Source organism: Mesorhizobium sp. B2-3-7, from assembly GCF_006442695.1.
Classification (GTDB): Bacteria; Pseudomonadota; Alphaproteobacteria; order Rhizobiales; family Rhizobiaceae; genus Mesorhizobium.
Map to the genome: position 1 here is coordinate 34,695 of NZ_VFVV01000008.1, position 26,900 is coordinate 61,594.

The 26,900-nt window shown below is 64.5% G+C and carries 27 protein-coding genes; 6 read left to right on the forward strand and 21 right to left on the reverse strand.

What is annotated here, in order from left to right:
• Nucleotides 1-86 precede the first annotated feature (86 nt).
• A complete protein-coding gene (locus FJ940_RS16840; RefSeq protein WP_140657230.1) occupies nt 87-1,073 on the reverse strand; it encodes an AraC family transcriptional regulator in 987 nt (328 codons plus the stop codon).
• A 91-nt stretch (nt 1,074-1,164) separates the two neighbouring features.
• Between FJ940_RS16840 and FJ940_RS16845 the strand changes: the two genes are divergently transcribed.
• The gene (locus FJ940_RS16845; protein ID WP_140657232.1) at nt 1,165-2,379 is read left to right on the forward strand and encodes an MFS transporter; all 1,215 of its coding nucleotides are present in this window, start codon (nt 1,165-1,167) and stop codon (nt 2,377-2,379) included.
• 120 nt (nt 2,380-2,499) lie between these two features.
• Here FJ940_RS16845 and FJ940_RS16850 read toward each other — a convergent pair whose 3' ends face one another.
• Nucleotides 2,500-2,847, reverse strand: a complete 348-nt coding sequence (locus FJ940_RS16850; protein WP_140547393.1) for a GFA family protein — start codon at nt 2,845-2,847, stop codon at nt 2,500-2,502.
• Between the two features lie 120 nt (nt 2,848-2,967).
• Between FJ940_RS16850 and FJ940_RS16855 the strand changes: the two genes are divergently transcribed.
• Nucleotides 2,968-4,263: an amidase gene (locus FJ940_RS16855; RefSeq protein ID WP_140657234.1), complete on the forward strand. Its 1,296-nt coding sequence runs from the start codon at nt 2,968-2,970 to the stop codon at nt 4,261-4,263.
• Between the two features lie 18 nt (nt 4,264-4,281).
• On the opposite strand, the gene FJ940_RS16860 is transcribed toward FJ940_RS16855, so the two are convergent.
• The 5 genes from FJ940_RS16860 to FJ940_RS16880 are packed head-to-tail and all read right to left on the reverse strand — an operon-like array spanning nt 4,282 to nt 8,531.
• Nucleotides 4,282-4,671, reverse strand: coding sequence for a hypothetical protein (locus FJ940_RS16860; protein WP_140500387.1), 390 nt, complete (start codon nt 4,669-4,671; stop codon nt 4,282-4,284).
• 41 nt (nt 4,672-4,712) lie between these two features.
• Complete coding sequence (locus FJ940_RS16865; RefSeq protein ID WP_140657236.1) at nt 4,713-5,693, reverse strand: hydroxyacid dehydrogenase; 981 nt, start codon at nt 5,691-5,693, stop codon at nt 4,713-4,715.
• A gap of 5 nt (nt 5,694-5,698) precedes the next feature.
• Entirely contained in the window at nt 5,699-6,415 is a 717-nt protein-coding gene (locus FJ940_RS16870) for a FadR/GntR family transcriptional regulator (protein WP_140513801.1), read from the reverse strand.
• A 2-nt stretch (nt 6,416-6,417) separates the two neighbouring features.
• Entirely contained in the window at nt 6,418-7,587 is a 1,170-nt protein-coding gene (locus tag FJ940_RS16875) for a mandelate racemase/muconate lactonizing enzyme family protein (RefSeq protein WP_140500381.1), read from the reverse strand.
• Between the two features lie 56 nt (nt 7,588-7,643).
• Complete coding sequence (locus FJ940_RS16880; RefSeq protein ID WP_140513800.1) at nt 7,644-8,531, reverse strand: sugar phosphate isomerase/epimerase; 888 nt, start codon at nt 8,529-8,531, stop codon at nt 7,644-7,646.
• Between the two features lie 399 nt (nt 8,532-8,930).
• On the opposite strand from FJ940_RS16880, the gene FJ940_RS16885 reads away from it, so the two are divergent.
• Genes FJ940_RS16885 through FJ940_RS16895 form a run of 3 tightly spaced genes read left to right on the forward strand, consistent with a single transcriptional unit; the run spans nt 8,931 to nt 12,121 of the window.
• Nucleotides 8,931-9,986, forward strand: coding sequence for a sugar phosphate isomerase/epimerase (locus FJ940_RS16885; protein WP_140657238.1), 1,056 nt, complete (start codon nt 8,931-8,933; stop codon nt 9,984-9,986).
• 55 nt (nt 9,987-10,041) lie between these two features.
• On the forward strand, nt 10,042-11,229 hold the full coding sequence (locus tag FJ940_RS16890; RefSeq protein ID WP_140560225.1) for a Gfo/Idh/MocA family oxidoreductase: 1,188 nt from the start codon (nt 10,042-10,044) through the stop codon (nt 11,227-11,229).
• 40 nt (nt 11,230-11,269) lie between these two features.
• On the forward strand, nt 11,270-12,121 hold the full coding sequence (locus tag FJ940_RS16895) for a sugar phosphate isomerase/epimerase (protein WP_140657240.1): 852 nt from the start codon (nt 11,270-11,272) through the stop codon (nt 12,119-12,121).
• A 351-nt stretch (nt 12,122-12,472) separates the two neighbouring features.
• Here FJ940_RS16895 and phnE (FJ940_RS16900) read toward each other — a convergent pair whose 3' ends face one another.
• The 11 genes from phnE (FJ940_RS16900) to phnG all read right to left on the reverse strand — a co-directional run bounded on the left by phnE (FJ940_RS16900) (nt 12,473) and on the right by phnG (nt 22,266).
• The gene (gene phnE / locus FJ940_RS16900; protein ID WP_140657242.1) at nt 12,473-13,831 is read right to left on the reverse strand and encodes a phosphonate ABC transporter, permease protein PhnE; all 1,359 of its coding nucleotides are present in this window, start codon (nt 13,829-13,831) and stop codon (nt 12,473-12,475) included.
• 2 nt (nt 13,832-13,833) lie between these two features.
• Nucleotides 13,834-14,790, reverse strand: coding sequence for a phosphonate ABC transporter, permease protein PhnE (phnE, locus tag FJ940_RS16905; protein ID WP_140500371.1), 957 nt, complete (start codon nt 14,788-14,790; stop codon nt 13,834-13,836).
• Nucleotides 14,791-14,848: 58 nt separating this feature from the next.
• Complete coding sequence (phnD, locus tag FJ940_RS16910; protein ID WP_140657244.1) at nt 14,849-15,757, reverse strand: phosphonate ABC transporter substrate-binding protein; 909 nt, start codon at nt 15,755-15,757, stop codon at nt 14,849-14,851.
• Nucleotides 15,758-15,848: 91 nt separating this feature from the next.
• Nucleotides 15,849-16,697, reverse strand: a complete 849-nt coding sequence (gene phnC / locus FJ940_RS16915) for a phosphonate ABC transporter ATP-binding protein (protein ID WP_140500368.1) — start codon at nt 16,695-16,697, stop codon at nt 15,849-15,851.
• 261 nt (nt 16,698-16,958) lie between these two features.
• Nucleotides 16,959-17,576 (reverse strand): DapH/DapD/GlmU-related protein, encoded by a 618-nt coding sequence (locus FJ940_RS16920; protein ID WP_140657246.1) that lies wholly within the window; start codon nt 17,574-17,576, stop codon nt 16,959-16,961.
• Entirely contained in the window at nt 17,573-18,280 is a 708-nt protein-coding gene (gene phnL, locus FJ940_RS16925; RefSeq protein WP_140657248.1) for a phosphonate C-P lyase system protein PhnL, read from the reverse strand. Before phnL ends, FJ940_RS16920 begins: the two co-directional genes overlap by 4 nt.
• 64 nt (nt 18,281-18,344) lie before the next feature.
• Nucleotides 18,345-19,121, reverse strand: a complete 777-nt coding sequence (gene phnK, locus FJ940_RS16930) for a phosphonate C-P lyase system protein PhnK (RefSeq protein WP_056577906.1) — start codon at nt 19,119-19,121, stop codon at nt 18,345-18,347.
• The gene (locus FJ940_RS16935) at nt 19,118-20,083 is read right to left on the reverse strand and encodes an alpha-D-ribose 1-methylphosphonate 5-phosphate C-P-lyase PhnJ (protein ID WP_246671040.1); all 966 of its coding nucleotides are present in this window, start codon (nt 20,081-20,083) and stop codon (nt 19,118-19,120) included. The genes phnK and FJ940_RS16935 overlap by 4 nt, the downstream gene beginning before the upstream one ends.
• Nucleotides 20,080-21,192, reverse strand: coding sequence for a carbon-phosphorus lyase complex subunit PhnI (locus FJ940_RS16940; protein ID WP_140584116.1), 1,113 nt, complete (start codon nt 21,190-21,192; stop codon nt 20,080-20,082). The genes FJ940_RS16935 and FJ940_RS16940 overlap by 4 nt, the downstream gene beginning before the upstream one ends.
• Before the next feature lies 1 nt (nt 21,193).
• Nucleotides 21,194-21,805: a phosphonate C-P lyase system protein PhnH gene (gene phnH / locus FJ940_RS16945; RefSeq protein ID WP_140584118.1), complete on the reverse strand. Its 612-nt coding sequence runs from the start codon at nt 21,803-21,805 to the stop codon at nt 21,194-21,196.
• Nucleotides 21,805-22,266 (reverse strand): phosphonate C-P lyase system protein PhnG, encoded by a 462-nt coding sequence (gene phnG / locus FJ940_RS16950; protein WP_140657250.1) that lies wholly within the window; start codon nt 22,264-22,266, stop codon nt 21,805-21,807. Before phnG ends, phnH begins: the two co-directional genes overlap by 1 nt.
• A gap of 116 nt (nt 22,267-22,382) precedes the next feature.
• On the opposite strand from phnG, the gene phnF reads away from it, so the two are divergent.
• On the forward strand, nt 22,383-23,132 hold the full coding sequence (gene phnF / locus FJ940_RS16955; protein WP_140657252.1) for a phosphonate metabolism transcriptional regulator PhnF: 750 nt from the start codon (nt 22,383-22,385) through the stop codon (nt 23,130-23,132).
• A gap of 123 nt (nt 23,133-23,255) precedes the next feature.
• Here phnF and FJ940_RS16960 read toward each other — a convergent pair whose 3' ends face one another.
• The 3 genes from FJ940_RS16960 to FJ940_RS16970 form a co-directional block, all read right to left on the reverse strand.
• On the reverse strand, nt 23,256-24,275 hold the full coding sequence (locus tag FJ940_RS16960) for a zinc-binding alcohol dehydrogenase family protein (protein ID WP_140522564.1): 1,020 nt from the start codon (nt 24,273-24,275) through the stop codon (nt 23,256-23,258).
• A gap of 61 nt (nt 24,276-24,336) precedes the next feature.
• A complete protein-coding gene (locus FJ940_RS16965; RefSeq protein WP_140500307.1) occupies nt 24,337-25,305 on the reverse strand; it encodes an ABC transporter permease in 969 nt (322 codons plus the stop codon).
• Nucleotides 25,302-26,855, reverse strand: coding sequence for a sugar ABC transporter ATP-binding protein (locus FJ940_RS16970; RefSeq protein ID WP_140657254.1), 1,554 nt, complete (start codon nt 26,853-26,855; stop codon nt 25,302-25,304). The genes FJ940_RS16965 and FJ940_RS16970 overlap by 4 nt, the downstream gene beginning before the upstream one ends.
• Nucleotides 26,856-26,900 lie beyond the last annotated feature (45 nt).

Genomic DNA, 26,900 nt, shown 5'->3' on the forward strand with positions numbered 1-26,900 from the left:
AGCGTCCCACGGAAACGCTGAACTGCTGTACCTCTTCGGGCAATTCCGGACGGAATTGCTCCAGCCTGGAGTCACGGCCTGCCGCTTCAGCCGGCCTGGCGGATCTCAGCATGTTCCTCGGCACGCAGGTGGCTGGGAGCCGAGCCGATGACGCGCTTGAAGGCCCGGCTGAAGGCGGCGTCCGACTCATAACCCAGGCGTGTGGCGACGACGGAAATCTTCTGGCGATCGCGCACCAGCCATTGTCGGGCCTGGTGCATGCGCACCTGGGTGACGTACCTGGCCGGCGTCTCGCCGACAATGGTGGCAAAACGCTCGGCAAAGCCCGATCGCGAGGCGCCCATCATCCTGGCGAGCGCCTCGACGGTCCAGTCGCGGTCCGGTTCGAGATGGATGGCGGCCAGAACGCGCCCGATGTCGGGATCCCTGACCGCCGCGATCCAACCGCTTGAATCGCCGCAGCCGCGCTCGACCCATGAGCGGATCACGGTGGCGGCAAGGACGTCGGCGAGCCGCGCCAGAATGCCGCCGGAGCCGACGCGCTCCATCGTCACTTCACGCGCCATCGAGTCCAGGAGATGCGGAATACCCGGCTCATAAGCTTCGAGTTCATGCGCGCGCATGACATCAGGCATCATGCCGAGCAGGGGATGCAGGCCATCGATGTTGAAGTACATGCTGCCAAAAAACAGCAGCGTGCCCGGACAGCGACCATCGGGGCACATGGCTTCATTGGACATGCAATAGACGTTCTTGCAGACTTCTTCGGCCGCGTAGCCCTGGATCGGCCAAGCCTTGGTGCCCGGTTCGCTTGCCAGCACATGCGCTGCGCCACGCGGCAGCAGCGCCGCGTCGCCCGCCTTGAGCTCGACCCACTCGCCCGAGGGCTGCATCAGCCAGCAGCCCTTGCGGCCGATGAAGTGGAATCGCGCCGCTGCCTGGGCCGGAAACTGGATGCCCCAAGGCTCCCGCATTTCGCAACGGGCGTAGTCGACGCCGTCGAGACGCAGCCCACGCAATATGTCGGTCAGCGGATCGCCAGTGGTCGGAACTTTGGACGAACGGTCAAACATAATGGTGTTTCTAGCATGGAAACTCCAGGCCGTCACTCCCTATGTTGCAGTGCAGCCAAATGTTGCGCTGCAACTTCATCGGAGACTGACCATGGCCGAACCCGCGACGGGCGTCGTCGACGCCGCCCTATTGAACACTGTCGATCAGGAGGAACGAACAGAGCCGGCATGGGGCGCCGTCGTCTCGCTGGCGCTTGGTGTTTTCGGTCTCGTTACGGCGGAATTCCTGCCCGCCAGCCTGTTGACGCCGATGGCGAGCGATCTCGGCGTCAGCGAAGGCGTTGCGGGACAGGCGGTCACCGCGACCGCGATCGTCGGCGCCATTGCCGCTCCCACGATGGCGATCATAACACGGCGCATGGACCGCAGGCTGGTGATGTGGATGCTGACCGCGTTTCTGATCGCCTCGAACCTTTTGGCCGCCTTTGCCTCGTCGCTGTCCATGCTTCTGCTTGCCCGCGTCGTGCTCGGCGTTGCACTCGGCGGCTTCTGGGCTATGTCGGCGGCCATGGCGTTGCGGCTGGTGCCGATGCGGCTGATGCCACGCGCCATGTCGATCATCCTGACCGGCGTTTCGCTGGCCACCGTCACCGCCGCCCCTGTCGGCGCCTATGTCGGTGATACCTGGGGCTGGCGCACGGCTTTCATGATCGCCACGGTCGTCGCCGCGCTGGCGTTGTTGGTGCAGGTGGCCACCATTCCGAAACTGCCGCCGATGGGCGTGGCAAGTTTCCGCACTTTGCTCGAGGTGCTGGAACGCCCGTCCATCAGGGTGGCGCTGCTGGTCGTGCTGCTGGTCGCTTCGGGGCACTTTGCCGGCTTCACCTATGTGCGCCCCTTCCTCGAGAAGATCCCGATGCTCGGCATCGAGACAATCTCGCTGGTGCTCCTGGCCTATGGCATAGGCGGCTTCTTCGGCAATATCGCCGGCGGCATCCTGGCCGAACGCAATCTCAAGGCCGCCGTCGCGCTGGCACCCCTGCTGATCGCAGTGGCCGCCGCCTTGATGCTGGTCTTCGGCGCCTCGCCGGCGATCGCCGCCGCCGCCGTGGCGGCCTGGGGCTTTGCCTTCGGCGCGGTGCCGGTCGGGCTGCAGACATGGCTGGTGCGGGCCGCGCCCGATCAAGCCGAGAGCGCCGGCGGCCTGATGGTCTCCACCTTCCAGGTGGCGATTGCGCTCGGCGCCGTCTTTGGCGGCCTGCTGGTCGATCATGCCGGCGTCGCCAGTGCCTTCGCCTATTGCGGCGTGGCGACTTTGCTGGCGGCAGTCGTGGTGTTTCTGCTCGCCCCAAAACGCGCCGAGTAGGCTCTCCCGACAACCATCCCTGACTTGCGCAACGGCCCGAGAACCATCATGGTTCTCGGGCCGTTGCCTTTGCGATGGCGGCGTCGCTGACAGGCAGACGCGGCAGGCTGCCGGCGAAATTCAGGCTGAACGCCCATCGAAGTCGAAGATCGACAAGGCGGACGGATCGACATCGGCGACACAGTTGACGTTAATGTAGGCGCTGCGTTCACTCCCCTCGCGCACATCCTCGGCGAAAGGATGGATGCCGCAGGTGCGACAGAAGCGGTGCGCGATGGCGCAGTTGCCGAATGTGTAGGTGCCGATCTCGTCGCTCCAGGCCAGCACCCGCAGCGCCTGATGCGGAACGGCGCACAGCAAGGCGCCCTTGCGCGAGCAGATCGAGCAATTGCACCGCACGGCTTCGGTCAGTTCCGCCTCGAACTCGAAGGCGACCTTGCCGCAATGACAGCTGCCTTTGTAGAGCATCGTTCTCTTCCTTGCGTCCGCCAGGGGTGCAAAACCGCCCGCGCCGGGTTAAGTCTCGGCACGCCACGCGCTGGCTGCTAAGCTTAAGACGTCCCAGAGGTCCGGAGTCCGACACCGAAGATGCAATCCGTCCGCGATCACCTGGAAACTATCCTTGCGCGTCTCGCCGCCCGTGCCGGTGAAGAACGTGTGTTCACGAAACTCTATACCGAAGCCGCACGAGCCGCAGCCGATGCCGCCGACGCGCGGCGGAGGGCCGGCGTGAGGCTCGGACCGCTCGACGGAACGATCATTTCGATCAAGGACCTGTTCGATGTCTGCGGCGAGGCGACCACGGCCGGATCACTGCTGCTCAAGGATGCTGCGCCGGCAATTGGCGACGCCATGATTGTGCGCCGGCTGCGGCAAGCCGGCGCGGTGATCATCGGCAAGACCAACATGACCGAGTTCGCCTTTACCGCCATCGGCGACAACCAGCACTATGGCACGCCTGGCAACGCGACCGATGCCGACCGCATTCCCGGCGGCTCTTCCTCCGGCGCCGGCGTTTCGGTCGGCGAGGGGACGAGCGAAATCTCCATGGGTTCCGACACTGGCGGATCGATCCGTATTCCGGCGGCCCTTAATGGCGTCGTCGGCTTCAAGCCGACGGCGCGGCGGGTGCCGCTCACAGGCGCCTTTCCGCTGTCGGCCACGCTGGACTCGGTCGGCCCGCTCGCCCGCACCGTGGCGCAATGCGCCGCAGCCGATGCGGTGATGGCGGGCGAGGACTTGGCGCTGCCGGCGCCACTCGCCCTTGCGGGGCTGCGCATCGGTCTCCCGCGCGGCGTGCTTTTCGGAGAGACTGAAGGCGCGGTGGCAGCAGCGTTCGAGCGCTGCCTCGGCAAGATCGAGCAGGCCGGCGCACGGGTCGCGGACCTGTCGATCGACGACCTGATCGCGGACCTTCGCGCGTTCACAAAACGTGGTTCGATCGCCGCGATGGAAGGGGCTGAAGTGCATGCAGACTGGTTGGCGGCAGGCGCTCCGGTGCCGGTTGACCCGCATGTGAGCGGACCCTTGTCGCGGGCGGCAATGCTGCCGACCCCGGTTTACATCAGGGCACTGCGTCGCCGTGCTGCGTTGGCCGCCGCCACGGATGAGCGGCTGACGTCGGTCGATGTGCTGGCCCTGCCAACCACGCCGGTGACGGCGCCGACCATCGTCTCCCTGGCGCAAGATGCCGGTCTGCGCGATCGCACGGAGGGCCTGCTGCTGCGCAACACGCAGGTGGCCAACCAGTTCGATCTCTGCGCGATCTCGCTGCCGATACCAGGCATGGCGCTGCCGGCCGGCTTGATGCTGGTGGCGCGCCACGGCCATGACCGCCGTCTGCTGAGCATCGCCGCTGAAGTGGAGAGATTGCTGGGCGGCTGATCGGGACTGAACCGAATGTCAGTGTGAAGAGCAGTGCTTGCGTTCGCTGTCCTTGGCGGCGCGCTCGACGGCCGTCGCGATCAGCCACGGCAGGCTGTATTGCTTGCCGGTGATGGTCTGGGTGCGTCGCTCGATCGATCCCCTGACGACAATCTTGCCGGCAGAGAGCGCATCCGAGGCCTCGACCATCGCCTTGTCCTTCGTCGGCAATCCGCCGGTGTCGATCGACACGCCCTTGATGATCTTGCCGGTGGCGAGGTCGAGCACGCTGTTCGATGGGCAGGGAGCCTTGAAGCAGCGCAGCCCGTTGTCGCAATAGACATAGCTGCTTTCGGCCGCGGCGAGCGAGGGCAGCAGGCCCGCTGAAGTGGTGGCAAGGCAAAGGAATGCGAGGCGGAGAACGGACATGGCTCCAGCGTCGCGAAGAATTGGGGCGAAACGGCGATGGTCTAGCTGTCGGCGGGAAACCGTCGCCGATAGTGCCCGACCACTTCCGGGTTGCGCAGATTGACCGGCAATTTGCCTGCCAGCACCAGCAGGGCCTCGCCGGCCGCGCCAACGCCCATGCGCATCATCGATTCCTCGGTGATGCCGGCCATGTGCGGGGTGATGACGACGTTGTCGAAGCCGAAATAGGGATGATCCGGTGGCAGCGGCTGCGTCGAGAACACGTCGAGCGCGGCACCGCCGATGCGGCGCTCCCGCAAGGCCTCGATCAGCGCGTCGTCATCGACGACGGGCCCGCGCGACACGTTGATCAGCAGCGCGTTGGGTTTCATGCGCGATATGCGTTCGCGGCTGATCAGGCCGCGCGTTTCCGGCGTCAGCGGACAGCACAGGACGATGATGTCGCTCTGCTCGACCAGCGCGTCGATCGACAGGAAGCCGACCTTGTCCGGTGCCGGCTGCATGCTGCGGGTCGTTGCCACCACTTTCAGGTCGAATCCATGCGCGGCGATATGGCCAACGGCCTGTCCGACGGCGCCGAGACCGACGATGCCGATCGTCTTGCCGGCGAGCTCGATGTTGGAATTGGCGTGCTCGCGACCGGCAAGCCAACCCTTGGCGCGCAGGTCGCGGTCGACGACACGAAACTGCCGAAGCAGGGCGAGGGCTGCAAACATCACATGCTCGGCCACCGAGCGTGCGTTGACCGCCGGCACGTTGGCGACCAGCACACCTGCCGCGGTCGCTGCTTCCATCGGGATCATGTCGAGCCCGGCGCCATGGCGGATCGCTGCCCGCAACCTGGTGGCACCCTCGAACAACAGTGGCGGCAGGGGCGCGCGCACAATGACGATGTCGGCATTCCTCGCCTCGGCGGCCAGCGTGCCCGGATCGATGGCCGAGGCGACGACAAGCTCACCCGCCCCCGCCAGCATGGCCGCGGCGCGCGGATGCAGTCTGTGCGTCGACAGGATGCGCGTCATCCCCGTCAGGCCTGTTCGAGCGTCGGGTTTTGCGGCGCCGCCCCGAGGCCTTCGATCAGCCCCTTCCAGTAGCTTTCCGCGCCCTGCAGGTGGGCGCTCATCAGCGCCTGGGCGAGATTGCCGTCGCGCCGCAGCAGCGCCTCGTATATCTGGATGTGTTCGGCATGCGAGCGCACGCTGCGCTCCGGATCGTTGAAGTAGATCGGCAGGCGCTGCTCGCCCATCAAATAGTAAACGCTGCAGATGTTGTGGAAGACGCCATTCTTGGTGGCGCGCACGATCTCGAGATGGAATTCGCGGTCCTCCTTGGCGAGGCCTTCGCCTGCCGCGATGCGTTCTTCCGAGGCCTTCAGGATCTCGCGCAGCCGTTCGAAATTCTCCTCGGTGGCACGCGAGCATGCAAGTTCGGCCGCCTTGATCTCATGGATCTTGCGCAATTCGACCGTCTCGTAGATCTGCAAGGGATCGAGCGGCAGTCCGGCGCGCGCGAACAGCGCCAGCGCCTCAACGCTGGCCTGCTTGGTGTCGATATAGATGCCGGACTTGGCCCTGCGCTCGACGATGCGCATGGCCTCGAGAATGGCCAGCGCTTCGCGGATCTGGCCGCGGCTGACGCCGAAATGCTCCGCCAGTTCGCGTTCCGAAGGGGTTCGGCCCGTCTCCTTGTCGGAATGGGAGAACAGATAGGCGGCAAGCTCCGCGAGAAGGTTGTTTTCTTTCATCGTCAATTGCGTTGCGCGTGCGCCTCCAGGAATCGCTCCGAAATGGTGAATCCCAATCCGGGTTTTTCGGGGATCGCTATCATACCGTCCCTGGCTTCGACAGTCTCTTCGACAAGGTCGTGGATCATCGGATTGGCACCGAGCGAATATTCGACGGTGAAGCTCGACGGCGAGGCGGCGCAGACATGCAGCCCGGCGAAGAAGCAGGGCGCGCCGGCCCATAGATGCGGCGCAAAGCGCAGGTTGAAGGCGCTGGCGATGGTTCCGATCTTCATGGCCTCGCTGATGCCGCCGCAGAAGGCGGGATCGGGCTGGAAGATGTCGGCGGCCTTGAGCACGGCGAGGTCGCGGAAGGCATAGCGGGTCGCATCGCTTTCGCCGGTGGCGATCGGTATGGCGCCGGAGGCACGGACTTCGGCAAGGCCGGACTTGTCGTCGGCGATCACCGGCTCCTCGAACCAGGCAAGGTCGAGATCGCCGGCGAGATGGATGAAACGCTTGGCCTCCGCCACCGTATAGGTGCCATGGGCGTCGACCATCAACTCGACGTCGGGGCCGAGCGCCTCACGGGCGGCGCGAACGCGAGCGGCCGACACATGCGCGGCGCCATCCATGGCGCCGATGCGCATCTTCAGCGCCTTGAAGCCGCCCCTGGCGACATAGGATTTGAGCTGGTCGCCGATCGCGTCGGCGGACGCCCAGCCACCCGAGGCGTAGGCCGGCATGCGATCGAGCTTGCGCCCACCGATCAGCCGCCAGACCGGCTGCCCGAGCGATTTGCCCAGTATGTCCCAGAGCGCGATGTCGACGGCGCTGATGGCGGCCACGCTCATGCCGCGCCGCGCCAGCTGCGGCATGGCATGGCCGGCGCGCGCCGCGCTGTCGTGGCGCACGCCGTTGTAGAGCATTTCCCAGATGATGCCGATATCGGCCGGATCGCGGCCGACGAGCTGCGGCCCGACCTCGCGGTTCAGCATATGGACGAGCGCACCATAGCTGCCGGCGCTGCCGGCGGCGTTCTTGCCTTCGCCCCAGCCGACCAGCCCGTCATCGGTTTCGATGCGCAGGATGGCGGCGTCGAAGGTCGTCACCTGACCGAAATCGCTGCGGTGCTGCTTGGCCGCCTCGATCGGTATGCGAATCCACCAGGCCTGGACGCTTTTGATGCGCATGGTCTTCCCCGGCCCTGCCGCCGGATGGCGGGAGGGCTCATTCCCAATCGGATCGGCTACTTGATCAGCGGCAGCAACGTTTCGGCAGTGATCCGCATCTGGTCGGTGTAGAACTTTTCCGTCAGCACGCTGGAGCCGTGATCCTGGATGAATTTGAGCTGCTCGGGCGAGATGTCGACCGGGTGGCGTTCGACCATGTCGGGGTAGGGCGCGGCCGGTGTGCGGTCGACAGGCGCGACGAACTCGTTAGTCAGCGCCCCGTCATAGCCGACCTCCCGCAAGGTCGCCACGATCTTCGGCCAGTCGATCTGGCCGAGGCCTGCGGCGAAGCGGTTGTTGTCGGCGACATGGAAGTCGAACAGGCGCTTTCCGACCTTACGGATCGCGTCGTAAACGTTAAATTCCTCCATATGGATGTGGTAGGCGTCCAGGCAGACGCCACATTCCGGGCTGACCGCGTCGGCCAGCGCCAAGGCCTGGGCGCCGCGATTGAACAGGTAGGTCTCGAAACGGTTGAGTGGCTCGACCGCGATCTTGACGCCGACCTTCTTGGCGTGGGTGAAGCACTCCCTGGTGGCATCGACCACCCACTTCCATTCCTCTTCCTCGGTGCCGTCCGGCACGACCTTGCCGACGGTCGCGGGAACCAGCGTGATGATCTCGCCGTCGAGTTCGCTGACCATGGTCAACACGTCCTTGACGTATTGCACGGAGCGCTCGCGCTGGCCCTGGTCCCGGGCGGCAAGGTTGCGTTCGCCAAGCATCAAGGTCACGGCGCCCCAGCAGCGTATGCCGTGCTCCTTCAGGAGCGCGCGCGTCTCCTTGGTCTTGTATTGGTCGGGCTCGCCGGAAATCTCGATCGACTCATAGCCGAATTTCTTGATGCGCTTGAGCGTCGTCTCCAACGGTTCCGCGCGCATCCAGTTGTGCGTCGAAAGATGCATGGTCTGTCCTTCCCGGATCGTCCCTAATGGTTCGCCTGCAACATGCCGTCACCGGATGTGACGGACGGTTCCTCCCCAAGGCGTTCCAGCATTTCTTCGCAAACTGGTTCGACCAATTGGGCCCAAGACGAGGTCTACAGCAATTTCCCACGCGCGGCAAGAACTGTGCGATGGCAACTTGATGTCTGGATTACTCCATTGATTATATTGGACTATGCTGCCCTCCCGTGGCACAGTGGAAGGCTCTGAATGTGAGTGGCAAGGCTTGACCAAATCGCCACGTTTGGTAATACCAGAATGACAATGCATGCAAGTGACCGTTGAGAACAGACCAAAGTGGCTGGCCCTGTCTTCAATCGGCGCTATGCTCGGGCGCGACAACAATGAGGGAGGATGCCGATGCCTACGACGATGAAGGGCCCTGGACTGTTCCTGGCGCAGTTCGCGGGCGATGCAGCGCCGTTCAATTCGCTTGCATCGATCACAAAATGGGCGGCCGGCCTCGGCTATAAGGGCGTGCAGATCCCGACCTGGGACGCGCGCTTGTTCGACCTCCAAAAGGCTGCGTCTTCCAAGGCCTATTGCGACGAGGTGAAGGGCATCTGTGCCGACGCCGGCGTTGAGATCGCCGAACTATCGACGCATCTGCAGGGGCAATTGGTGGCGGTGCATCCGGCCTATGACGCGCAGTTCGACGGCTTTGCGCCGGCTTCGGTGCACAACAACCCCAAAGCGCGGCAACAATGGGCGGTCGAACAGATGCAGTTCGGGGCCAAGGCGTCGCGCAATCTCGGGCTCGACGTCTCGGTGAGCTTCAGCGGCGCTCTGGCTTTCCCCTACCTCTATCCCTGGCCACAGCGGCCGGCCGGATTGATCGAAGAGGCGTTCGCAGAACTAGGCAAGCGCTGGAAGCCGATCCTCGATGTCTATGAGGACAATGGCGTCGACGTGGGCTACGAAATCCATCCCGGCGAGGATGTGTTCGACGGGGCGACGTTCGAGATGTTCCTCGACGCGGTCGGCGGCCACAAGCGCTGCAACATCAATTACGATCCGTCGCACTTCCTGTTGCAGCAGCTCGACTATCTCGAATTCATCGACATCTACCACGAGCGCATCAAGGCCTTCCACGTCAAGGACGCCGAGTTCAATCCGACCGGGCGGCAAGGCGTTTATTCCGGCTACCAGAGCTGGACGAACCGCGCCGGCCGCTTCCGCTCGCTCGGCGACGGACAAGTGGATTTCGGCGGCATTTTCTCCAAGCTGACGCAGTACAACTATGATTCCTGGGCGGTGCTGGAGTGGGAGTGCTGCCTGAAGCATCCGGAGGACGGCGCGGCCGAAGGCGCGCCTTTCATCCAGCACCACATCATCCGGGTGACGGAGAAGGCGTTCGACGATTTCGCCGGCGGTGCCACGGATAAGAAGGTGCTGCGCGCCATGATGGGAATCTAGCGCGGGTTTTCCCTCTCCCTCGAGGGAGGGGTATCTCAGACACGAGGGAGACGACATGGTCGGTGCATCGAAGTCGGAAACGGGAGGCGGCCCGATCCGCTATGGCATGGTCGGTGGCGGGCAAGGCGCTTTCATCGGCGCGGTGCATCGGATCGCGGCGCGCATGGACAATGAGTTCGTGCTGGTCGCCGGCGCGCTGTCGTCCGATCCGGCGCGCGCCAAGGCCTCTGCCGCCGAGCTCGGGCTCGACCCTTCGCGCAGCTACACGTCCTATGCCGAGATGGCCAAGGCCGAGGCCAAGCGCCCGGATGGCATCGAGGCGGTGGCCATCGTCACTCCGAACAATGTGCATGTGCCGGCGGCCAGGGCGTTTCTTGAAGCCGGCATCCATGTCATCTGCGACAAGCCGCTGGCGACGACGCTGGCCGAGGCAAAGAAGCTCGCGGCGATCGTCGAGAAGACCGGCAAGGTGTTCGTGCTGACCCACAATTACACCGCCTATCCGATGATCCGCCAAGCGCGCGAGATGGTGGCCAAGGGCGTGCTCGGCGACATCCGCATCGTGCAGTCGGAATATCCGCAGGACTGGCTGACGGAGGACCTTGCCGCCACCGGTCAAAAACAGGCGGCGTGGCGTTCCGACCCCAAGCAGGCCGGCGCCGGCGGCGCGCTCGGCGACATCGGCACGCATGCCTACAATCTTGCGCGCTTTGTCTCCGGGCTGGAACTCGACACTCTGTCGGCCGATCTCGACGCCTTCGTGCCGGGACGGCAGCTCGACGACAATGTCAACGTGATGCTGCGCTTCAAGCCGGTCGGCAAGACGCATGCGGCAAAAGGCATGATCTGGGCAAGCCAGGTGGCGCCCGGCCATGAGAACGGGCTGAAGCTGCGCATCTATGGCTCGAAGGGTGGGCTGGAATGGGTGCAGGCCGACCCGAACTATCTCTGGTATACGCCGTTCGGCCAGCCCAAGCAGCTGATCACCCGCAACGGCGCCGGCGCGCTGCCGGTGGCGGGCCGTGTCAGCCGCGTTCCCTCCGGTCATCCCGAAGGCTATCTCGAAGGCTTCGCCAACATCTACCAGGAGGCCGCACGCGCCATCCGCGCCGCGCGGCGCAAGGGCGGCAAACCTGCCAAGGACGTCGTGTTCCCGACCATTCAGGACGGCGTGGAGGGCATGGCCTTCATCGAGGCCTGCGTGAAATCGTCGAAGAAGAATGGAGTGTGGACGAAACTTTAAATTTGATCTCGCGGGGGGATCATTTGGGGGAGGGGCGTCGATGAAAATCGGCATGTGCATGTTCTTGTGGACGACGGCCGTATCGAAGAAGCACGAGCCATTGCTTCGCGACATCAAGGCCACCGGCTTCGACGGCGTCGAGATACCGATCTTTGCCGGCATGCCGGACGACTACAGGAAATTGGGCGAGCTGCTCGATCGCATAGGGCTTGAACGGACCGCCGTTTCAGCGATGGGCGATCCGGCGATGAACCTGATCTCGGCCGATGCGGCAACGCGCAAGGCCGGTGTCGACTACATGAAATGGGCGATCGATTGCGCAGACGCCCTCGGGGCCAGAACGCTGAGCGGCCCCTTGCATTCGACGCTCGGCGCCTTTTCCGGATCCGGCCCGACCGCGGCCGAGAAGAAACGCTCCGTCGCCTCGCAGCGCGCCATAGGCGATCATGCCGGCAAGAGGAACGTCACCATCGGGCTCGAGGCGCTCAACCGCTTCGAATGCTATCTCCTCAACACCATGGCCGACCTGTCGGAGCATGTCGATGCCATCGACCGGCCGCACATCAAGGCGATGTACGACACCTTCCACGCCAATATCGAGGAGGCAGACCCGATCGGCGCCTATACGAAGCATCGCAGGAATGTCGTGCATATCCATATATCGGAGAACGATCGCGGCGTGCCGGGGCGCGGCAACATCCCCTGGAAGGAAACATTCTCGGCCATCCGCAAGAGCGGCTACGACGACTGGCTGACGATCGAGGCGTTTGGACGTTCGCTGAAGGATCTCGCGGCGGCGACCAAGGTGTGGCGCGATTTTTCCGAGAGCCCGGAAGCGGTTTATCGGGATGGATATAAGCATATCAAGAACGGGTGGAAGAAGGCCGCCTAGGTGCCTTGGTCGGGCGATAGTGACGCGAACAAGACCTGCGTCGGCGACCTTTGGCGCAAGGCGAGGCGTTGATTGCGCCTGGCCCATTTTCCAGTTGCGTTCGCGGCGGTTTCCAGGTGGTTCCCCCACTCCGTCTCGGCTTCGCCGAGCCACCTCTCCCCCCTCCGGAGGGAGAGGAAAGGGCCCCGGTGGCTCGGGACAGAAAGGAGCCTCCGCCTAGGATCGGCCAGGACGCCCTGGCGCTTTCCTCTCCCCCGTCGATCGGGGGAGAGGTGTCGAGCGCAGCTCGACGGAGTGGGGGTCGACCCTTGGCGCGGCACCATACGATGCCCGCGCTTATGCCTCACAAGGTTAGCCCAGTTGGGCCTGCAACCTGTTGTAGTCATGAATCGTCCGGCTCAGCCTGCGGCGCAGGAAATTGGAAATGTTGTCGAAGATGAAGACCACGACCAGCGTCAGCAGCACCATGTAGAAGACGTTGGCCCAGTTGGAATTGGTGCGCATCGCTTCCCACAGTTTCAGGCCGATGCCGCCGGCACCGACGGCGCCGATAATGGTCGCGCCCCTCGTGTTGGATTCCCACTGATAGAGCGTCTGGCTGATGAACACCGGCACCACTTCCGGTAGTACGCCGTAGCGCTGCACCAGAAGACGGTTGGCGCCTGTCGACACAACACCCTCGCGCGGCTTGTCATCGATGTTCTCCAGCGCCTCGGAATAGGTTTTGCCGAGCGTGCCGATCTCGGTGAAGAAGATCGCGGCGCTGCCGGCCAGCGGACCCGGTCCGAAGGCGCGCGTGAAGAACAGTGCCCAGATCAGCATATCGATGGAGCGCATGAAGTCGAAGAAGCGCTTGAGCAGTTGGTTGACCAGCCGGTTGGGGGTGATGTTGCGGGCGGCGAAGAAGGCGAGCGGGAAGGCGACGATGCCGCCGAGCGCGGTGCCGAGAAAGGCCATGACGATGGTCTGCAACAGCTTTGTCCAGACATCGCCATGCTGCCACTGCGCATTGTTCCAGATGTTGTTGCCGGCGAGCGCCAGATTGGAGGTGCCCGCTTTCAGCTCGGGGCCCGACGTGATCAGTGACACCACCTCGCCGGCGGATTTTCCGAAGAAGGGCGAGCGTGTGTCGAAGACGAAGTTCGCCCAGCCGAGAAAGCGCTTGCGGATCCTGACGCGATCGGGGGCGACGCGGACCTCGCCGGCGAAGCCCATGTCGGCGACGACCTCATCCTCATGCACGGTGACCCAGTCGGGAACAGGTCCCGAGACCAGCGGCTTGCCGCTGTCCAGCGCCACCGCCACGCTCGTCCCAGCGGCGACGATCGTTGCTCGTGCCTTGTCGAAGGTGACCGACTTCGCCGTGCCGTCGATCAGGACCGTCACCGAACCGTCGGCGTTGGTCTTGACCCAATCCGGGTGGGGATTGGGGCCGAGTACAGAAAAGCGGGGGTATTTGGCCGTTATCTCGGGCTCGTCGAGGCGGAAGATCGGCTGCACGTCGTAACTGATCCACTGGGTCAGGAACAGCGGCAGCCGCTCCCAATGCGATTCCCGCAGCACTTGCGGCAGATTGAAGAACCACAGCGCGTAGAGCAGGTAGAGCAAGATGCCGCCAAGCAGCAGCAGCGGCCCGAAACGCTTGTGGAACGGCCGGCGGAACACTTGCGGGAAGCGTTCCTCGATCGACTGAATTTCGGCGGCGGTCATGATCAGGCGCTCATCACAAAGGCCTGTTCGCCGACCAGCTTGCGGCGCAGCCAGGCGGAGAACTGGTCGACGATGAAGATGGTCGTGAACAGGAGCAGCACCAAGGCTATCGTCTTGGCGCCGAAGCCGCGCGAGATCGACAGCTTCAGCTCCTCGCCGATGCCGCCGCCGCCGACCGCGCCCATGATGGTGGAGATGCGCACGTTGATCTCGATCCTGAGCAGCGTATAGGACATGAAATTGGGCAGCACCTGCGGCAGGCCGGCAAAGCGTACCCGCTCGAACCAGTTGGCGCCGACGGCCCGCAGGCCTTCCTCGGTGCGCATGTCGACGTTCTCGTTGATCTCGTAGAACAGCTTGCCCAACGCGCCGATCGAATGCAGACCGATGGCGATGATGGCGGCGATCGGACCGATCGAAACGATGGCCGCGAACAGGCCGGCGATGACGATCTCGGGAAAGGCCCGCAGCAGTTCCATGAAGCGCTTGACGACAAGCCGCAGCAGCGGATGCGGCGTCAGGTTGCGCGCCGCGATGAAGGAGAACGGCACGGCGAAGACGAAACCAATTGATGTCGAGACCAGCGCCACGTTAAGCGTGGTCAGCATCAGCTCGAAATATTCCGGGATGTAGAAACCGCCCCAGACATAGGCGCGGCCGAGCGGAAAGTTGAATTCCTGCGTGCCGGTGTCATGCGGGGAGGCGATGTCGAACAGCGCCCGCCAGACATCGTTCCAGTCCTTGGGAACGAGCCAGCTCAGGAAATCCAGAATATGCGGCAGCCGGTCGAAGAAGTGCCCGGCATTGGCCTCGTCGGCAAACCACATGGTGCCGCCGAGTGCGACCAACAACAGGCCGACGCCGATGGCGGTGTAGAGCCGGCGCAAGGAGGTCTGGCGACGCCAGGCGTCGGCCATCTGGTGCGTGGCGCCGGAAGGAGCTGTCAGGGAAAGGGTCATGGTCGGAGATGCAAGAAGGGCGGCGTTTTCTCGGCGCCGCCCTTCCTGATTTCTGCCTTTAGCCGCCGATGGCTGCCTTACGGGCTTCGACGATGACGTTATAGAAATCCGCCTTCACCGGAACGTAGCCAGTAAAATCACCGCCTTCGACGCCTTCGAAGCAAGCCTTGTCCTTCTTGGGCAGGTCGGTGAAGAAGGCCGCCAGCTTGGCCGTCATCTCGTCGCCGAGCGCCGTGCGCACGACCAGCGGACCGTTCGGGATCAGGCCCGAGCGCCAGACCTCGACGAAGTCGTTGGGGTCGACGGCGCCCTTGGCGACTTCCTTGTGGAAGGTGCCGGAGGTGTAGCCGTCCTTGAAGTCGCCGATGCCGGAGGAATCGTCCACCGCCACGTCGACCTTGCCGTCACGCACGGCGAGCACATTGTTCTCATGGCCGCCATTGAACTGGGTCGAGGCGAAGAAGGTCTCGTTCGACGCGCCCGTGTCCTTCGGAATCTGCGTCAGCGGGATCAGGTAGCCGGAGGTCGAATCCGGATCGGCGTAACCGAGCTTCTTGCCCTTGGCCAACTTGATGTCGGTGATGCCGGAGGACTTCAGCGCCAGGCCGATCGAATAGTAGCCGGTCGCGCCGTCGGTCTGCTGGGTTGTGAGAATCGGGGTTACCGCCTTGGGATCCTTGAGGACGACGCTGGCGTAGCCGGAAGCGCCGAGTTCGGCGAAGTCGAGCGTGCCGCCGAGAAGTCCCTGGATGACGCCGTCATAGTCGGCGGCCGGGAACAGCGAGACCTTCTCGAAGCCGAATTCGGCCTTCAGGTGATCGGCCAGGCACTGGTAGTTGCGCAGCCGGTCGGTTTCGTTCTCGCCGCCGAGGATGCCGACGCGGAATTCCTTCATATCGGCGGCATGCGCCGCGCCGGTGGCCATTGCAAGCACCGAAACGGCGCCAAAAACCATTTTCCTGAACATCTGATTTCTCTCCTGTAGGTTCCGGCCCCGCGCCGGCGGCGTTGGTGATTTTGACGGGTGCCCTGACGCGGGCTGGCGATCCAGGTCGCTCTCAGTAACCCGGGAACGCGGGTTCGAGCGGTCCGGCGGATGCGGCGATTTTTTGCTTGAAGGCAACGCTGGTCGAGGTGATGGCCTCGGAGATTTCGCCGCCATTGCTGTCGGCGCCATAGACGAGACGGACGGCCTCGCGGTTAAGCTCCTCCGGCGGCCCGTCGAACACGACCTTGCCCGCGGCCATGCCGATGATGCGGTTGCAATAGGTACGGGCGGTGTCCAGCGTGTGCAGGTTGGTGACCACGGTGATGCCTTCGCGCAAATTGATGTCCTGCAGCGAATCCATCACCACCTTGGCGTTGAGCGGGTCGAGCGAAGCGATCGGTTCGTCGGCCAGGATCACCCGGGGCTGCTGCATCATGGCGCGGGCAATGGCGACACGCTGCTGCTGGCCGCCCGACAAGGTGCCGGCGGGCTGCAGCGCGGTACGGGCGATGTCGAGCCGCTCGAGGGCCGCGACCGCCTGCGCACATTCGGTTCGCGAGAACATGCCGAAAAGGTTCGACAGGGTCGGACGATGGTTCAGCCGGCCGAGCAGCACATTGGTCAGCACGTCGAGGCGCGGCACAAGGTTGAATTGCTGGAAGATCATGGCGCAGTCGCGCTGCCAGCGCCTGAGCGGCGAACCGCGCAATTGCGAGACCTCGGCTCCGTCGAAGAAAATCGATCCATGGCTGGGATCGATGAGGCGGTTGATCATACGCAGAAGGGTCGACTTGCCGGCGCCGGAACGGCCGATGACGCCGACCATCTGACCCTGCGGGATCGAGATGCTGACATCGTTAACGGCGGTGTTCTTGCCAAATCGTCGGGTGACGCCGCGGATTTCGAGCGTGGCTGACATGGTGCGTTCCCGTCCAGTCGCGGTTGAAGGTCCTGTTGACCCTCGCTAGCGCAGCGCCATGAACCTGCGGTGTCGGATTGATGTCAGTTTTGTTACCACCCACAGCCGTGTCGTGCGCGATCAGGCCAGGACCAATCAGTTCCTCGAAGTGCTTCCATGTCCCTGAAGCTGCGGAAGGCAGGCGGCTCGAGAAGACAGCCCCCTGCCCGAACTCTGTGTAAGGGATGCGAATAGTGAGCAGCCCTATTCCATTCACCACCGTCATCCACCGTATTTTTCCAGGAAAGCTTCGGCCTCGAGCTGACGGAAATCGTCGAGTGCGGCGCGCAGCCTCGCATGGTCCCAATCCCACCAGGCAAGCGCCTGGTAGCGCTCGGCGGTGCGGCGGTCGAAGCGCTCGCGGACCGGCTTTGCCGGCACGCCGGCGACGATGGTGTAGGGAGCGACATCCTTCGATACCACCGCTCCGGCGCCGACGGCGGCGCCATCGCCGACGGTGATGCCGGGCAGGACTGTCGAGCCATGGCCAAGCCATGTGTCGTGGCCGATTGTGACGCGCCTGGCGCGGCGCTCAGCGAAAAATTCGCTCTCGTGTTCGGCATCGTCCCAATAGTCCGATGCGCGGTAGGTGAAGTGATGCAGCGTCGGTCGCCAGGTCGGGTGGTTGGTGGCGTTGATGCGCACGCTTGCCGCGATGTTGGAGAATTTGCCGATCGTCCCACACCAGACGGCGCAGTCCTGCATCATGTAGGAATAGTCGCCGAGTTCGCTTTCCGAAACCCGACAGCGGTCGGCGATTTCGGTCCACCGGCCAAGCGTCGAATTCTCCACATCCGCCGTCGGATGGACCAGCGGCGTTTCCGACAGTTTTTTAGTCATGCGGCGAGCTTTCCCGGGGCGAAGGCGGTGACGTCGATGATGCGGTCGGCCACCGCTTCGCGCACATCATGGTCGTGGAAGATGCCGAGCAGGGCGACGCCTGCCGCCTTCTTGGCGGCGATGAGTTCGATCACCACATCGCAGTTCCTGGCGTCGAGCGAAGCGGTCGGCTCGTCGAGCAGCAGGATCGGGTGCCCGGTGATGAAGCCGCGCGCGATGTTGACGCGCTGCTGCTCGCCGCCGGAGAAGGTCGCCGGCGGCAATGCCCAGAGTTTTTCCGGCAGGTTGAGCCGCGCCAGCAAGGCGCGCGCCTTGCTTCTTGCTGTTTCGCGATCCTCGCCGCGCTCCACCAGCGGCTCGGCGACGACGTCGAGCGCCGGTACGCGCGGCACGGTGCGCAGGAACTGGCTGACATAGCCGATGGTCTGGCGGCGCACGGCAAGCACGGTGCGTGGGCTGGCGCTGGCGAGATCGATGAGCCCGTCTTCGTGCGTGACGATGATCTGGCCTTCGTCGACGGCGTAATTGCCGTAGAGCATCTTCAGGATCGAGCTCTTGCCGGCCCCGGACGGGCCGCCGAGCACGGTGCATTCACCGGCGCCGATCGAGAAGGAGACACCGGCGACGACAGGCAGTTTGATGCCGTCGCGCAGATGCATGGTGAAGCTCTTGGCGAGATCGGAGACAACGAGAGGCGTCGGCATCAGAAGGTACTCCAATCGTTATTCGTTTGCGGGCAGGACAGAGGGGGGTGACTTGGCGCCATCGTCAAACCTGCAGAATCGAGGAAACAAGCAATTGCGTGTACGGCGCGCGCGGGTCGTCGAGCACACGGTCGGTGAGGCCGCTTTCGACGACGCGGCCGTCTTTCATCACCATCATGCGCTGGGACAAAAGCCGCGCCACCGCGAGGTCGTGGGTGACGACGATGGCGGCGAGGCCGAGATCGGTGACGAGGCCGCGCAAGAGATCGAGCAGGCGCGCCTGCACCGAGACGTCGAGGCCGCCTGTCGGTTCATCCATGAACACCAGCCGCGGGCCGGTGACGAGGTTGCGGGCAATCTGCAGGCGCTGGCGCATGCCGCCGGAAAAGGCGCGCGGCTCGTCGTCGATGCGGTCTTCCTCGATCTCGACGCGCGACAGCCAGTCAACGGCGGTGGCGCGGATCTTGCCGTAGTGGCGGTCGCCCACCGCCATCAGCCGCTCGCCGACATTGGCGCCGGCCGACACCGTCATGCGCAAGCCGTCGGCCGGATTCTGGTGGACAAAGCCCCAGTCGGTGCGCATCAGGAAGCGGCGTTCGGCCTCGCTCATGCGGTAGAGTTCGCGGAACTGGCCGTCACGCATGCGGTAGCTGGCGGTGCCGGAGGAGGGCAGCAGCCGCGTCGACAGGCAGTTGAGCAATGTCGTCTTGCCGGAGCCGGATTCGCCCACGACAGCCAGGACTTCGCCCGGCCACAGATCGAAGGTGACGTTGTCGCAGCCGACGCGCGAGCCGTAGAATTTGGAGAGCGCCGAAACGCGCAGCAAGGGTTCGTCGGTCATTGTATCTCCTTACCCTCCCCCTTGTGGAGAGGGTCGGCGCGCAGCGCCGGGGTGGAGGCTGCCGATGGGTCGCTACCGCCACCTTCGGCGCGACCTCCCCACAAGGGGGAGGGAGGCGTGCTGCGCCGCTTCTCGCAATGATCGGTGTCCGAGCAGACGAACATGTGGCCGCCGTGATCGTCGAGGATGACCTCATCGAGATAGACGTTCTCGGCGCCGCACAACGCGCAGGGCTGGTCGAAGGTCTGCACCTCGAACGGATGATCCTCGAAGTCGAGGCTGACCACATCAGTGAAGGGCGGCAGCGCGTAGATGCGCTTCTCGCGGCCGGCGCCGAACAGCTGCAAAGCCGGCGAGCGGTGCATCTTGGGATTGTCGAATTTCGGCGTCGGAGACGGGTCCATCACATAGCGGCCCTCGACCTTCACCGGATAGGCATAGGTGGTGGCGATGCGGCCGTGCTTGGCGATGTCCTCATAGAGCTTCACATGCATGAGGCCGTATTCCTCCAGCGCATGCATTTTGCGCGTTTCGGTCTCGCGTGGCTCGAGAAAGCGCAGGGGCTCGGGGATCGGTACCTGGTAGACCAGCACCTGGCCTGCGGCGAGTGGATATTCGGGAATGCGGTGGCGGGTCTGGATGATGCTGGCGCTGGCGGTATCGGTCGTAACCGCCACATTGGCGACCTTCTTGAAAAAGGCGCGGATCGAGACCGCATTGGTGGTGTCGTCGGCGCCCTGGTCGATGACCTTCAGCACATCGTCGGGGCCGATGATCGAAGCGGTAACCTGGACGCCGCCGGTGCCCCAGCCATAGGGCATCGGCATTTCGCGCGAGGCGAACGGCACCTGATAGCCGGGAATGGCGATGCCCTTGAGGATCGCGCGGCGGATCATCCGCTTGGTCTGTTCGTCGAGATAAGCGAAGTTGTAGCTGGCGATGTCGGTCGGTTGCGCGCTCATTCCGCGGCCTCTTTCTTCTCTTCAATCTTGCCGGGATTTTCGCGGGCGTCGTACTCGGCGCGCATGCGGCGCACGAGGTCGAGTTCGGCCTGGAAGTCGACATAATGCGGCAGCTTCAGATGTTCGACGAAGCCGGTCGCCTGGACGTTGTCGGAGTGCGAGATGACGAATTCCTCGTCCTGGGCGGCGGCGACAATGTCCTCGCCGAGTTCGCTTGCACGAAGAGCGCGGTCGCAGAGTGCCATGGCCATCGCCTTGCGCTCGCTCTGGCCGAAGACCAGCCCGTAGCCGCGTGTGAATTGCGGTGGCGCCTTGGCCGAGCCCTTGAACTGATTGACCATCTGGCATTCGGTAACGCGCGCGGTACCGAGCGGCACCGCGAAAGGCAGTTCGGGCACGTCGAGCTCCAGCTCGACCTCGCCGATGCGGATCTCGCCGACGAAGGGATGGTTGCGGGCATAGCCGCGCTGCGTGGAATAGCCGAGCGCCAGCAGGAAGCCCTCGTCGCCGCGCGACAGCGCCTGCAGGCGGATGTCGCGAGCCATCGGGAACTCCAGCGGCTCGCGGGTGATGTCGCCGGGGACATGGTCCTGCGGCATGTCTCCGTCCGGCTCGATCAGCCCATCGCGAGCGAGGATCGCCGAGACGCGCGGCATTGCCTGCGCTTCCGTCTCGCGCCGCAAGGGCGCGGCGACATCGGCGCCGGCGGCAAGCTCGGGATCGAGCAGCCGGTGCGTGTAGTCGAAGGTGGGCCCAAGCAACTGGCCGCCGGGCAGGTCCTTGTAGGTCGCCGAAACGCGGCGTTCGACCAGCATGGTGGCGGTGTCGATGGCATTTGTATAGCCAAAGCGCGGCAGCGTGGTGCGGTAGGCCCGCACCAGGAAGATCGCCTCGATCATGTCGCCGCGCGCCTGCACGATAGCGAGTGCGGCGAGTTCGCGATCGTAAAGCGAGCCTTCGCTCATCACCCGGTCGACGCCGAGCGCCAGCTGTTCGACGATCTGGTCGAGGCGCAGTGCCGGTACCGAGCGGTCACCGCGCCGACGGTCGGCGAGCAGGCTGTGGGCGTTGGCGATTGCAGCTTCGCCGCCTTTTACCGCGACATACATGCTAGGCCTCCGTCGTCTTGATGCGTGTCGTACGCGGCAGGCAGGCGAGGCTGTCATGTGCCGCCAGGATGATGTCGACGCCGCGCGGAAAGCGGTTGATGTTCTGCTTCCACTGCTCGATGAAATGACGCGGCATGCGGGCCGGCGCGATCGTCGCCGTCTTCTCGATGCCAGGACCTTCGAGCAGCAGCGGCGTGCCTGACGTGAGATCGCCGACCTGCAGGATCAATGTGGTCGAGCGGTCGGGATAGTCCTGCGTGCCTTGCGAGAAACCGTCGAGCGCCATCATCTCGGCCGGCGAGGCCACAAAGGCGAAATGCGCGTCGGCCGGGGTGTTGGCCAGCGGCGCACCGCTGTGAAAGCCGAGCCAGGACATGACCGCTGCCGAGGCATGCAGGGCCGGGTCGAGCCAGAGCGGCGTGTCATTGTCGCACAATGCCAGCGCAACCGCGCCCGATGTCGCCGAAAGCGGCGCCGGCGGGCGGGCCAGGGCCGGCAAGGGGTGCACGCTGCCCGGCCGCGCCATTGCGTCCATGACGGCGCGAAACACCGTCTGGGCGTTGAACACCGGATCGGCGAACCCGCCCTCGATCGATTGCGCTGCGATATCCATCAATCTTCTCCGCGAACCATGGTGAAGAAATCCACCTTCGTTGCCGCCGTTTCGGCGCGGCGCTTTTCTCGTGCCGTGGTCAAGGCAGCCCGCAGCGGCCCGAGAAGGCCCGTTTCGACCGTCTGTCGATGAGCGGGGTCCTGCCACAGCGCGTCTGCGATGGCCGCCAGCTTCGCCTTCTGCTTGTCGCGGCCGAGCGCATAGCAATGGCCGACCTGTCCGGACGGCAGGCGCACTGTGGCGCGGGTCACGGTGGCCTCGCCGACATTGAACGGCGCGCCGCCGCCGCCGATGCGGCCGCGCATGGTAACCAGGCCGGTCTCGGGACCGCGCAGCAGTTCGGCCTCGGCAGGCAGGCCGGATTCGTTCCAGAGGCGAACGATGTCGTCGCCGCTGGACTGCGCCAGGGTTGCCATGGCCGCCTTGCGTTCGGCCTGGTCGCGCGCTTCCTGTCCTCGCATGAGCAACATCCTTGCTTCTAATTTGTCTATTGATATAGACAACCATACGAATTATACCCGTTACCTAACGCGAGTCCATGACGGGTGCGTGACAGGGGCCGGCCAGGGGCGAAACCGTGAACGGAAAACACGTGGCTGACGGTATCGAGCGGCGCAGCGGCGTCTCGTTGTGGCGCCAGATCGCCGACCGAATCCTGCAATCGATCGCTGCCGGCGATTTCGCCGAGAATGCCGCGCTGCCGCCGGAGGTGGCGCTGGCCGAGCGCTATGGCGTCAACCGTCACACGGTGCGCAGCGCCATCGCGGCGCTCGTGCAAGACGGGGTACTGCGGGCCGAGCAGGGGCGCGGCACTTTCGTGCTGTCGCGCAAGCGGCTGTCCTATCCGATCGGCGCGCGCACGCGATTTTCAACCGGCTTGCAGGGCCAGGCGTCGGAGCGGCATATCGTGCTCCTGTCCTCATCGGTCGAGCCGGCCAGCCGGCGCGTCGCCGAAGCCCTGGGCCTTGCCAGGGGATCGGATGTGATTCGCCTGGAGACGCGCGGCGAGGCCGATGGGAAGCCGGTGTCGCGCGCTTCCGGCTGGTTCGACGCCAGGCGCTTCGCCGGCATCGATGTGGCCATGGCCGAGACCGGGTCGATCACCGCATCGCTCAAGCGTTTCGGCATAGACGATTATCTCAGGCAATCGACGGTGCTGTCGGCGCGTCACGCCGATGCTTCCGACCTTGCCGACCTCGATCTGCAGCCGGGCGGCATCGTGCTGGTCACGGTGGCCGTCAACATGACGCCGGACGGCCGGCCGATCCAATTCGCCGAGGCGCGCTTCCCGGCGGAGCGGGTGGAGCTGAAACTGTCGGCGCTGTAGGCGTGTCGGCCTAACGCTGGAATCAGACCAGCCCGGTCGCGCGCACTTGTCAGCGGCTTGGCGTTTGGGGGTCGACCTGCGCGGGGGTGTGGTCAATTCGGGCCGGGTTCACGGCCTGCCATGTTATGCCCCTACCTCGATCACGGCCTTGATCAGCCCGGATTTCTCATGCGCCCAGCGGGCGAGGTCACGCGGCGTGTCGGCAAGCGTGGTGCGGTGGGTGACGAGCTTGGCCAGCGGCACCGCGCCATCGCGGATCGAAGCGGCGACGTGGTCGAAATCGGCCCGCAAGGCATTGCGGCTGCCGACAAGCGTCATCTCGCGCTTGTGGAATTCGGGGTCGGAAAAGGCGATGTCGTCCTTGACGACGCTGACCAGCACCAATGTCCCGCCATGCGCGACATGAGCGAAGGCCGACTGCACCGAGCCGGTGTTGCCGGTGGCGTCGAAGACCACGTCGAAGCCTTCGCCTGATGTCGCTTCGCTGACCAGATCGGATGCCGCGCCGCGCGACCCGTCGAGGGTCTTGAAGCCGAGTTCATTGGCGGCGAAGCCGAGCCTTTCGCTGCTCATGTCGAGCAGCGTCACGTCGAGCCCGGCGATGCGGGCGAAGATGGCGGTGCCGAGCCCGATCGGTCCGGCGCCGATGACGAGCGTCCGTGCGCCGGGATCGGCACGCGAGCGCCGCACCGCATGGGCGCCGATGGCCAGGAATTCGACGGCCGCGGCATCGGCCAACGACAGGCCGTTGGCTGGATAGAGGTTTTGTTCCGGGATAAGGATCTGTTCGCACATGGCGCCGTCGCGATGCACGCCGAGAACTTCGATCCGGACACAGCAATTGGGTTTACCGTGCCGGCAGGCGATGCATTTGCCGCACGCCAGATAGGGATTGATGATGACCGGCTCGCCCGTGGCAAGACCAACGCCTTCGCCCGCCTCGACGATGGTCCCCGACACTTCATGGCCCATGATGCGGGGGTAGGCGAGGAAGGGATGCTTGCCCTCGAAGATGTGGTAGTCGGTGCCGCAGATGCCGACATGGCTGACCGCCACCAGCGCCCAGCCGGGAGGCGGCGAGCCAGCCGCGGGACGGTCTTCCACGACAAGGTCGCCGGGCGAACGGCAGACAACGGCTTTCATGCTTCAATCCAGTCGGTTCATGGAATCGTCGGCCGATTTTCGACCCGGCCGGCGATCGATTTTACTTGCCACCTCGGCGGCGCAGGCCGTCGAAGTAGACGATGACGATGATCAACATGCCGGTGATGACGCGCTGCCAGAACGTGTTGACGTTGAGCAGGTTGGCGCCGTTGTTGATGGTGGAGAGGATGAACGAGCCGATCAGCGGCCCGTGCACCGAACCGATAGCGCCGAACAACGACGTGCCGCCGATCACCGACGAGGCGATGGCTTGCAGCTCGTAGGTGTCGCCCTGCGTCGGATTGCCGATGCCGATGCGGGACGCGAGCAGCACGCCGACGAAAGCCGCGCACAGGCCGGACAGCACATAGGCCATGTAGATCGTGCGCGGCACGTTGACGCCGGAGAGGCGCGCGGCTTCCGCGTTCGAGCCGACGGAGAAGAGATAGCGTCCCCATCGCGTGTGGTGCAGGAAGACGTAGGAGGGCAGGGCAACCACGATTACCATCCAGAACAGATAGGGGATCCCCAGCAGCGAGCCGCGCGAAAACGCCTGGAACGCGTCGCTGTTGATCGATATCGAATTGCCATTGGTCATCAGGAGACCGATGCCGCGCAGCGAGGTCATGGTCGCCAGCGTGATGATGAAGGGCGGCAGGCCCATCCTGACGATGCCGAAACCGTGGAACAGGCCGATGGCGACCCCCACCAGCAGCGTCGCCAGAACCGCGATCCAGACCGGCCAGCCGGCATTGATCAGCAGCGCGACGATGACGGTGGCGAAGCCGACGATGGCGCCGACGGAAAGGTCGATGCCGCCGGTGATGATGACGAAGGTCTGGCCGACGGCCAGGATGGCGATCAGAGAACCCTGGCGCAGCAGGTTGGTGATATTGAGCGCCGAAGCGAAGGACGGCGTGGCGACCGCCAGGATGACCCACATCAGAAGCAGCAGGCCAAGCAGCGTCAGCCCGAACAGGGCATTGTAGTTGCGCTTCGGCTTTTCGGCAGGGATCGCCTCGGTGCTCATGTCTGTCCTCCCGTCTTTTCTTGTTTCTCGGCCAGGGCCTGGCTCAGAATGTCCTCGTGATCGGCGGTGCGGAAACCATGCGTGGCCACCAGCTTGCCGCGCCTGAACACATGCAGCGTGTCAGCCAGTTCGTAGACCTCAGGCAGATAGGACGAGATCAGGATGATGCCCGCGCCCTTGGACAACAGCACACTGAACAGCCGGTAGATCTCGGCCTTGGTGCCGACATCGACGCCCACCGTCGGCTCGTCGAAGATGAACAGTTTGGCGCCGTGCGCCAGCCACTTGCCGATGACGATCTTCTGCTGGTTGCCGCCGGACAGGCTGGAGGCCAGCGCGCCGCGCGTCGGCGTCTTGATCCTGAGGTCGGCGATCTGCCGGTCCGCCTCGGCCTTCTCCTGCGCAGACGAGATCAGCAGATTTTTCGATATGCGCTTGTAGATCGGCAAATTGAGGTTCAATGCGACCGGCAGGTTGAGGCACAGGCCCTGGTCGCGGCGGCTTTCCGGTGCCAGCGCCATGCCGAGCTTGATGGCGTCGTGCTCGGAGTTGACCTGCACCTCCTTGCCTTCCCACAACACTTGGCCGGCCGATTTGCGGTGGCGGCCGTAGAGGGTGGTGACGAATTCGCTGCGGCCGGCTCCGATCAGGCCGTAGAGCCCGACGATCTCGCCCGCGCGCACCGACAGAGAGACATTCTCGAAACCCTTGCCGGACAGGTTCCGCGCCTCGGCGATGACGGCGCCCGGCGTGAAATGCTCCTTGTGATAGATCTGCTCGATCGAGCGGTTGATCATCAGCTTGACCAGCTCCGGCTCATTGGTCTCGGCGATGTTGCGGGTGCCGACCAGCGTGCCGTCACGCAGCACCGAGACGCGGTCGGCGAGCTCGAACACCTCCTCCATGCGATGGCTGATGTAGATGATGGTGACGCCTTCACCCTTCAGGCGGCGGATCAGCGTGAACAGCTGGTCGGCCTCCTTGCGGGTGAGGTACGCGGTGGGCTCGTCGAAAATCAGGAATTTGGTGCCGCGCACGGTGGCGCGGGCGGCGGCGATCAGCTGCTGCTGGCCGATGGTGAGATCGCCGAGCACGACATGCGCCGGCAGGTCGAAGCCGAGACCGTCGATGATCTTCTGCGCTTCCCTGACCATGGCTCGTTGCTGGAGGATGCCGAAGCGCGAGTTCTCCTCGCCGAGGAACATGTTGGCGGCGACGGTCAGGTGGCGGCAGAGCACGACTTCCTGGTGCACGGCGTTGATGCCGAGCGCCATGGCTTCGTGCGGCGTCGCCAGGGCAGCCGGCTTGCCTTCCCACACAACCTCTCCGGAGGTGCGCGGGATGACGCCGGTCAGAAGTTTGATCAGGGTCGACTTGCCGGCACCGTTCTCGCCGACGATGGCGTGGATCTCTCCCGCCTTGAAGGCCAGGGTCACAGGCTTCAGCGCATGCGTGCCGGGATAGCGCTTTTCCAGACCCTGCAGCTCGAGGATGGTCCTACCGGGCTCCAGCACGGGGGCCGGATGCAGTTCCTGCGCGGTCGGCGTCATGGCAATCCTCCCTGTTGTTTCCGGGGCGCAGAGGCCCCGGAAACA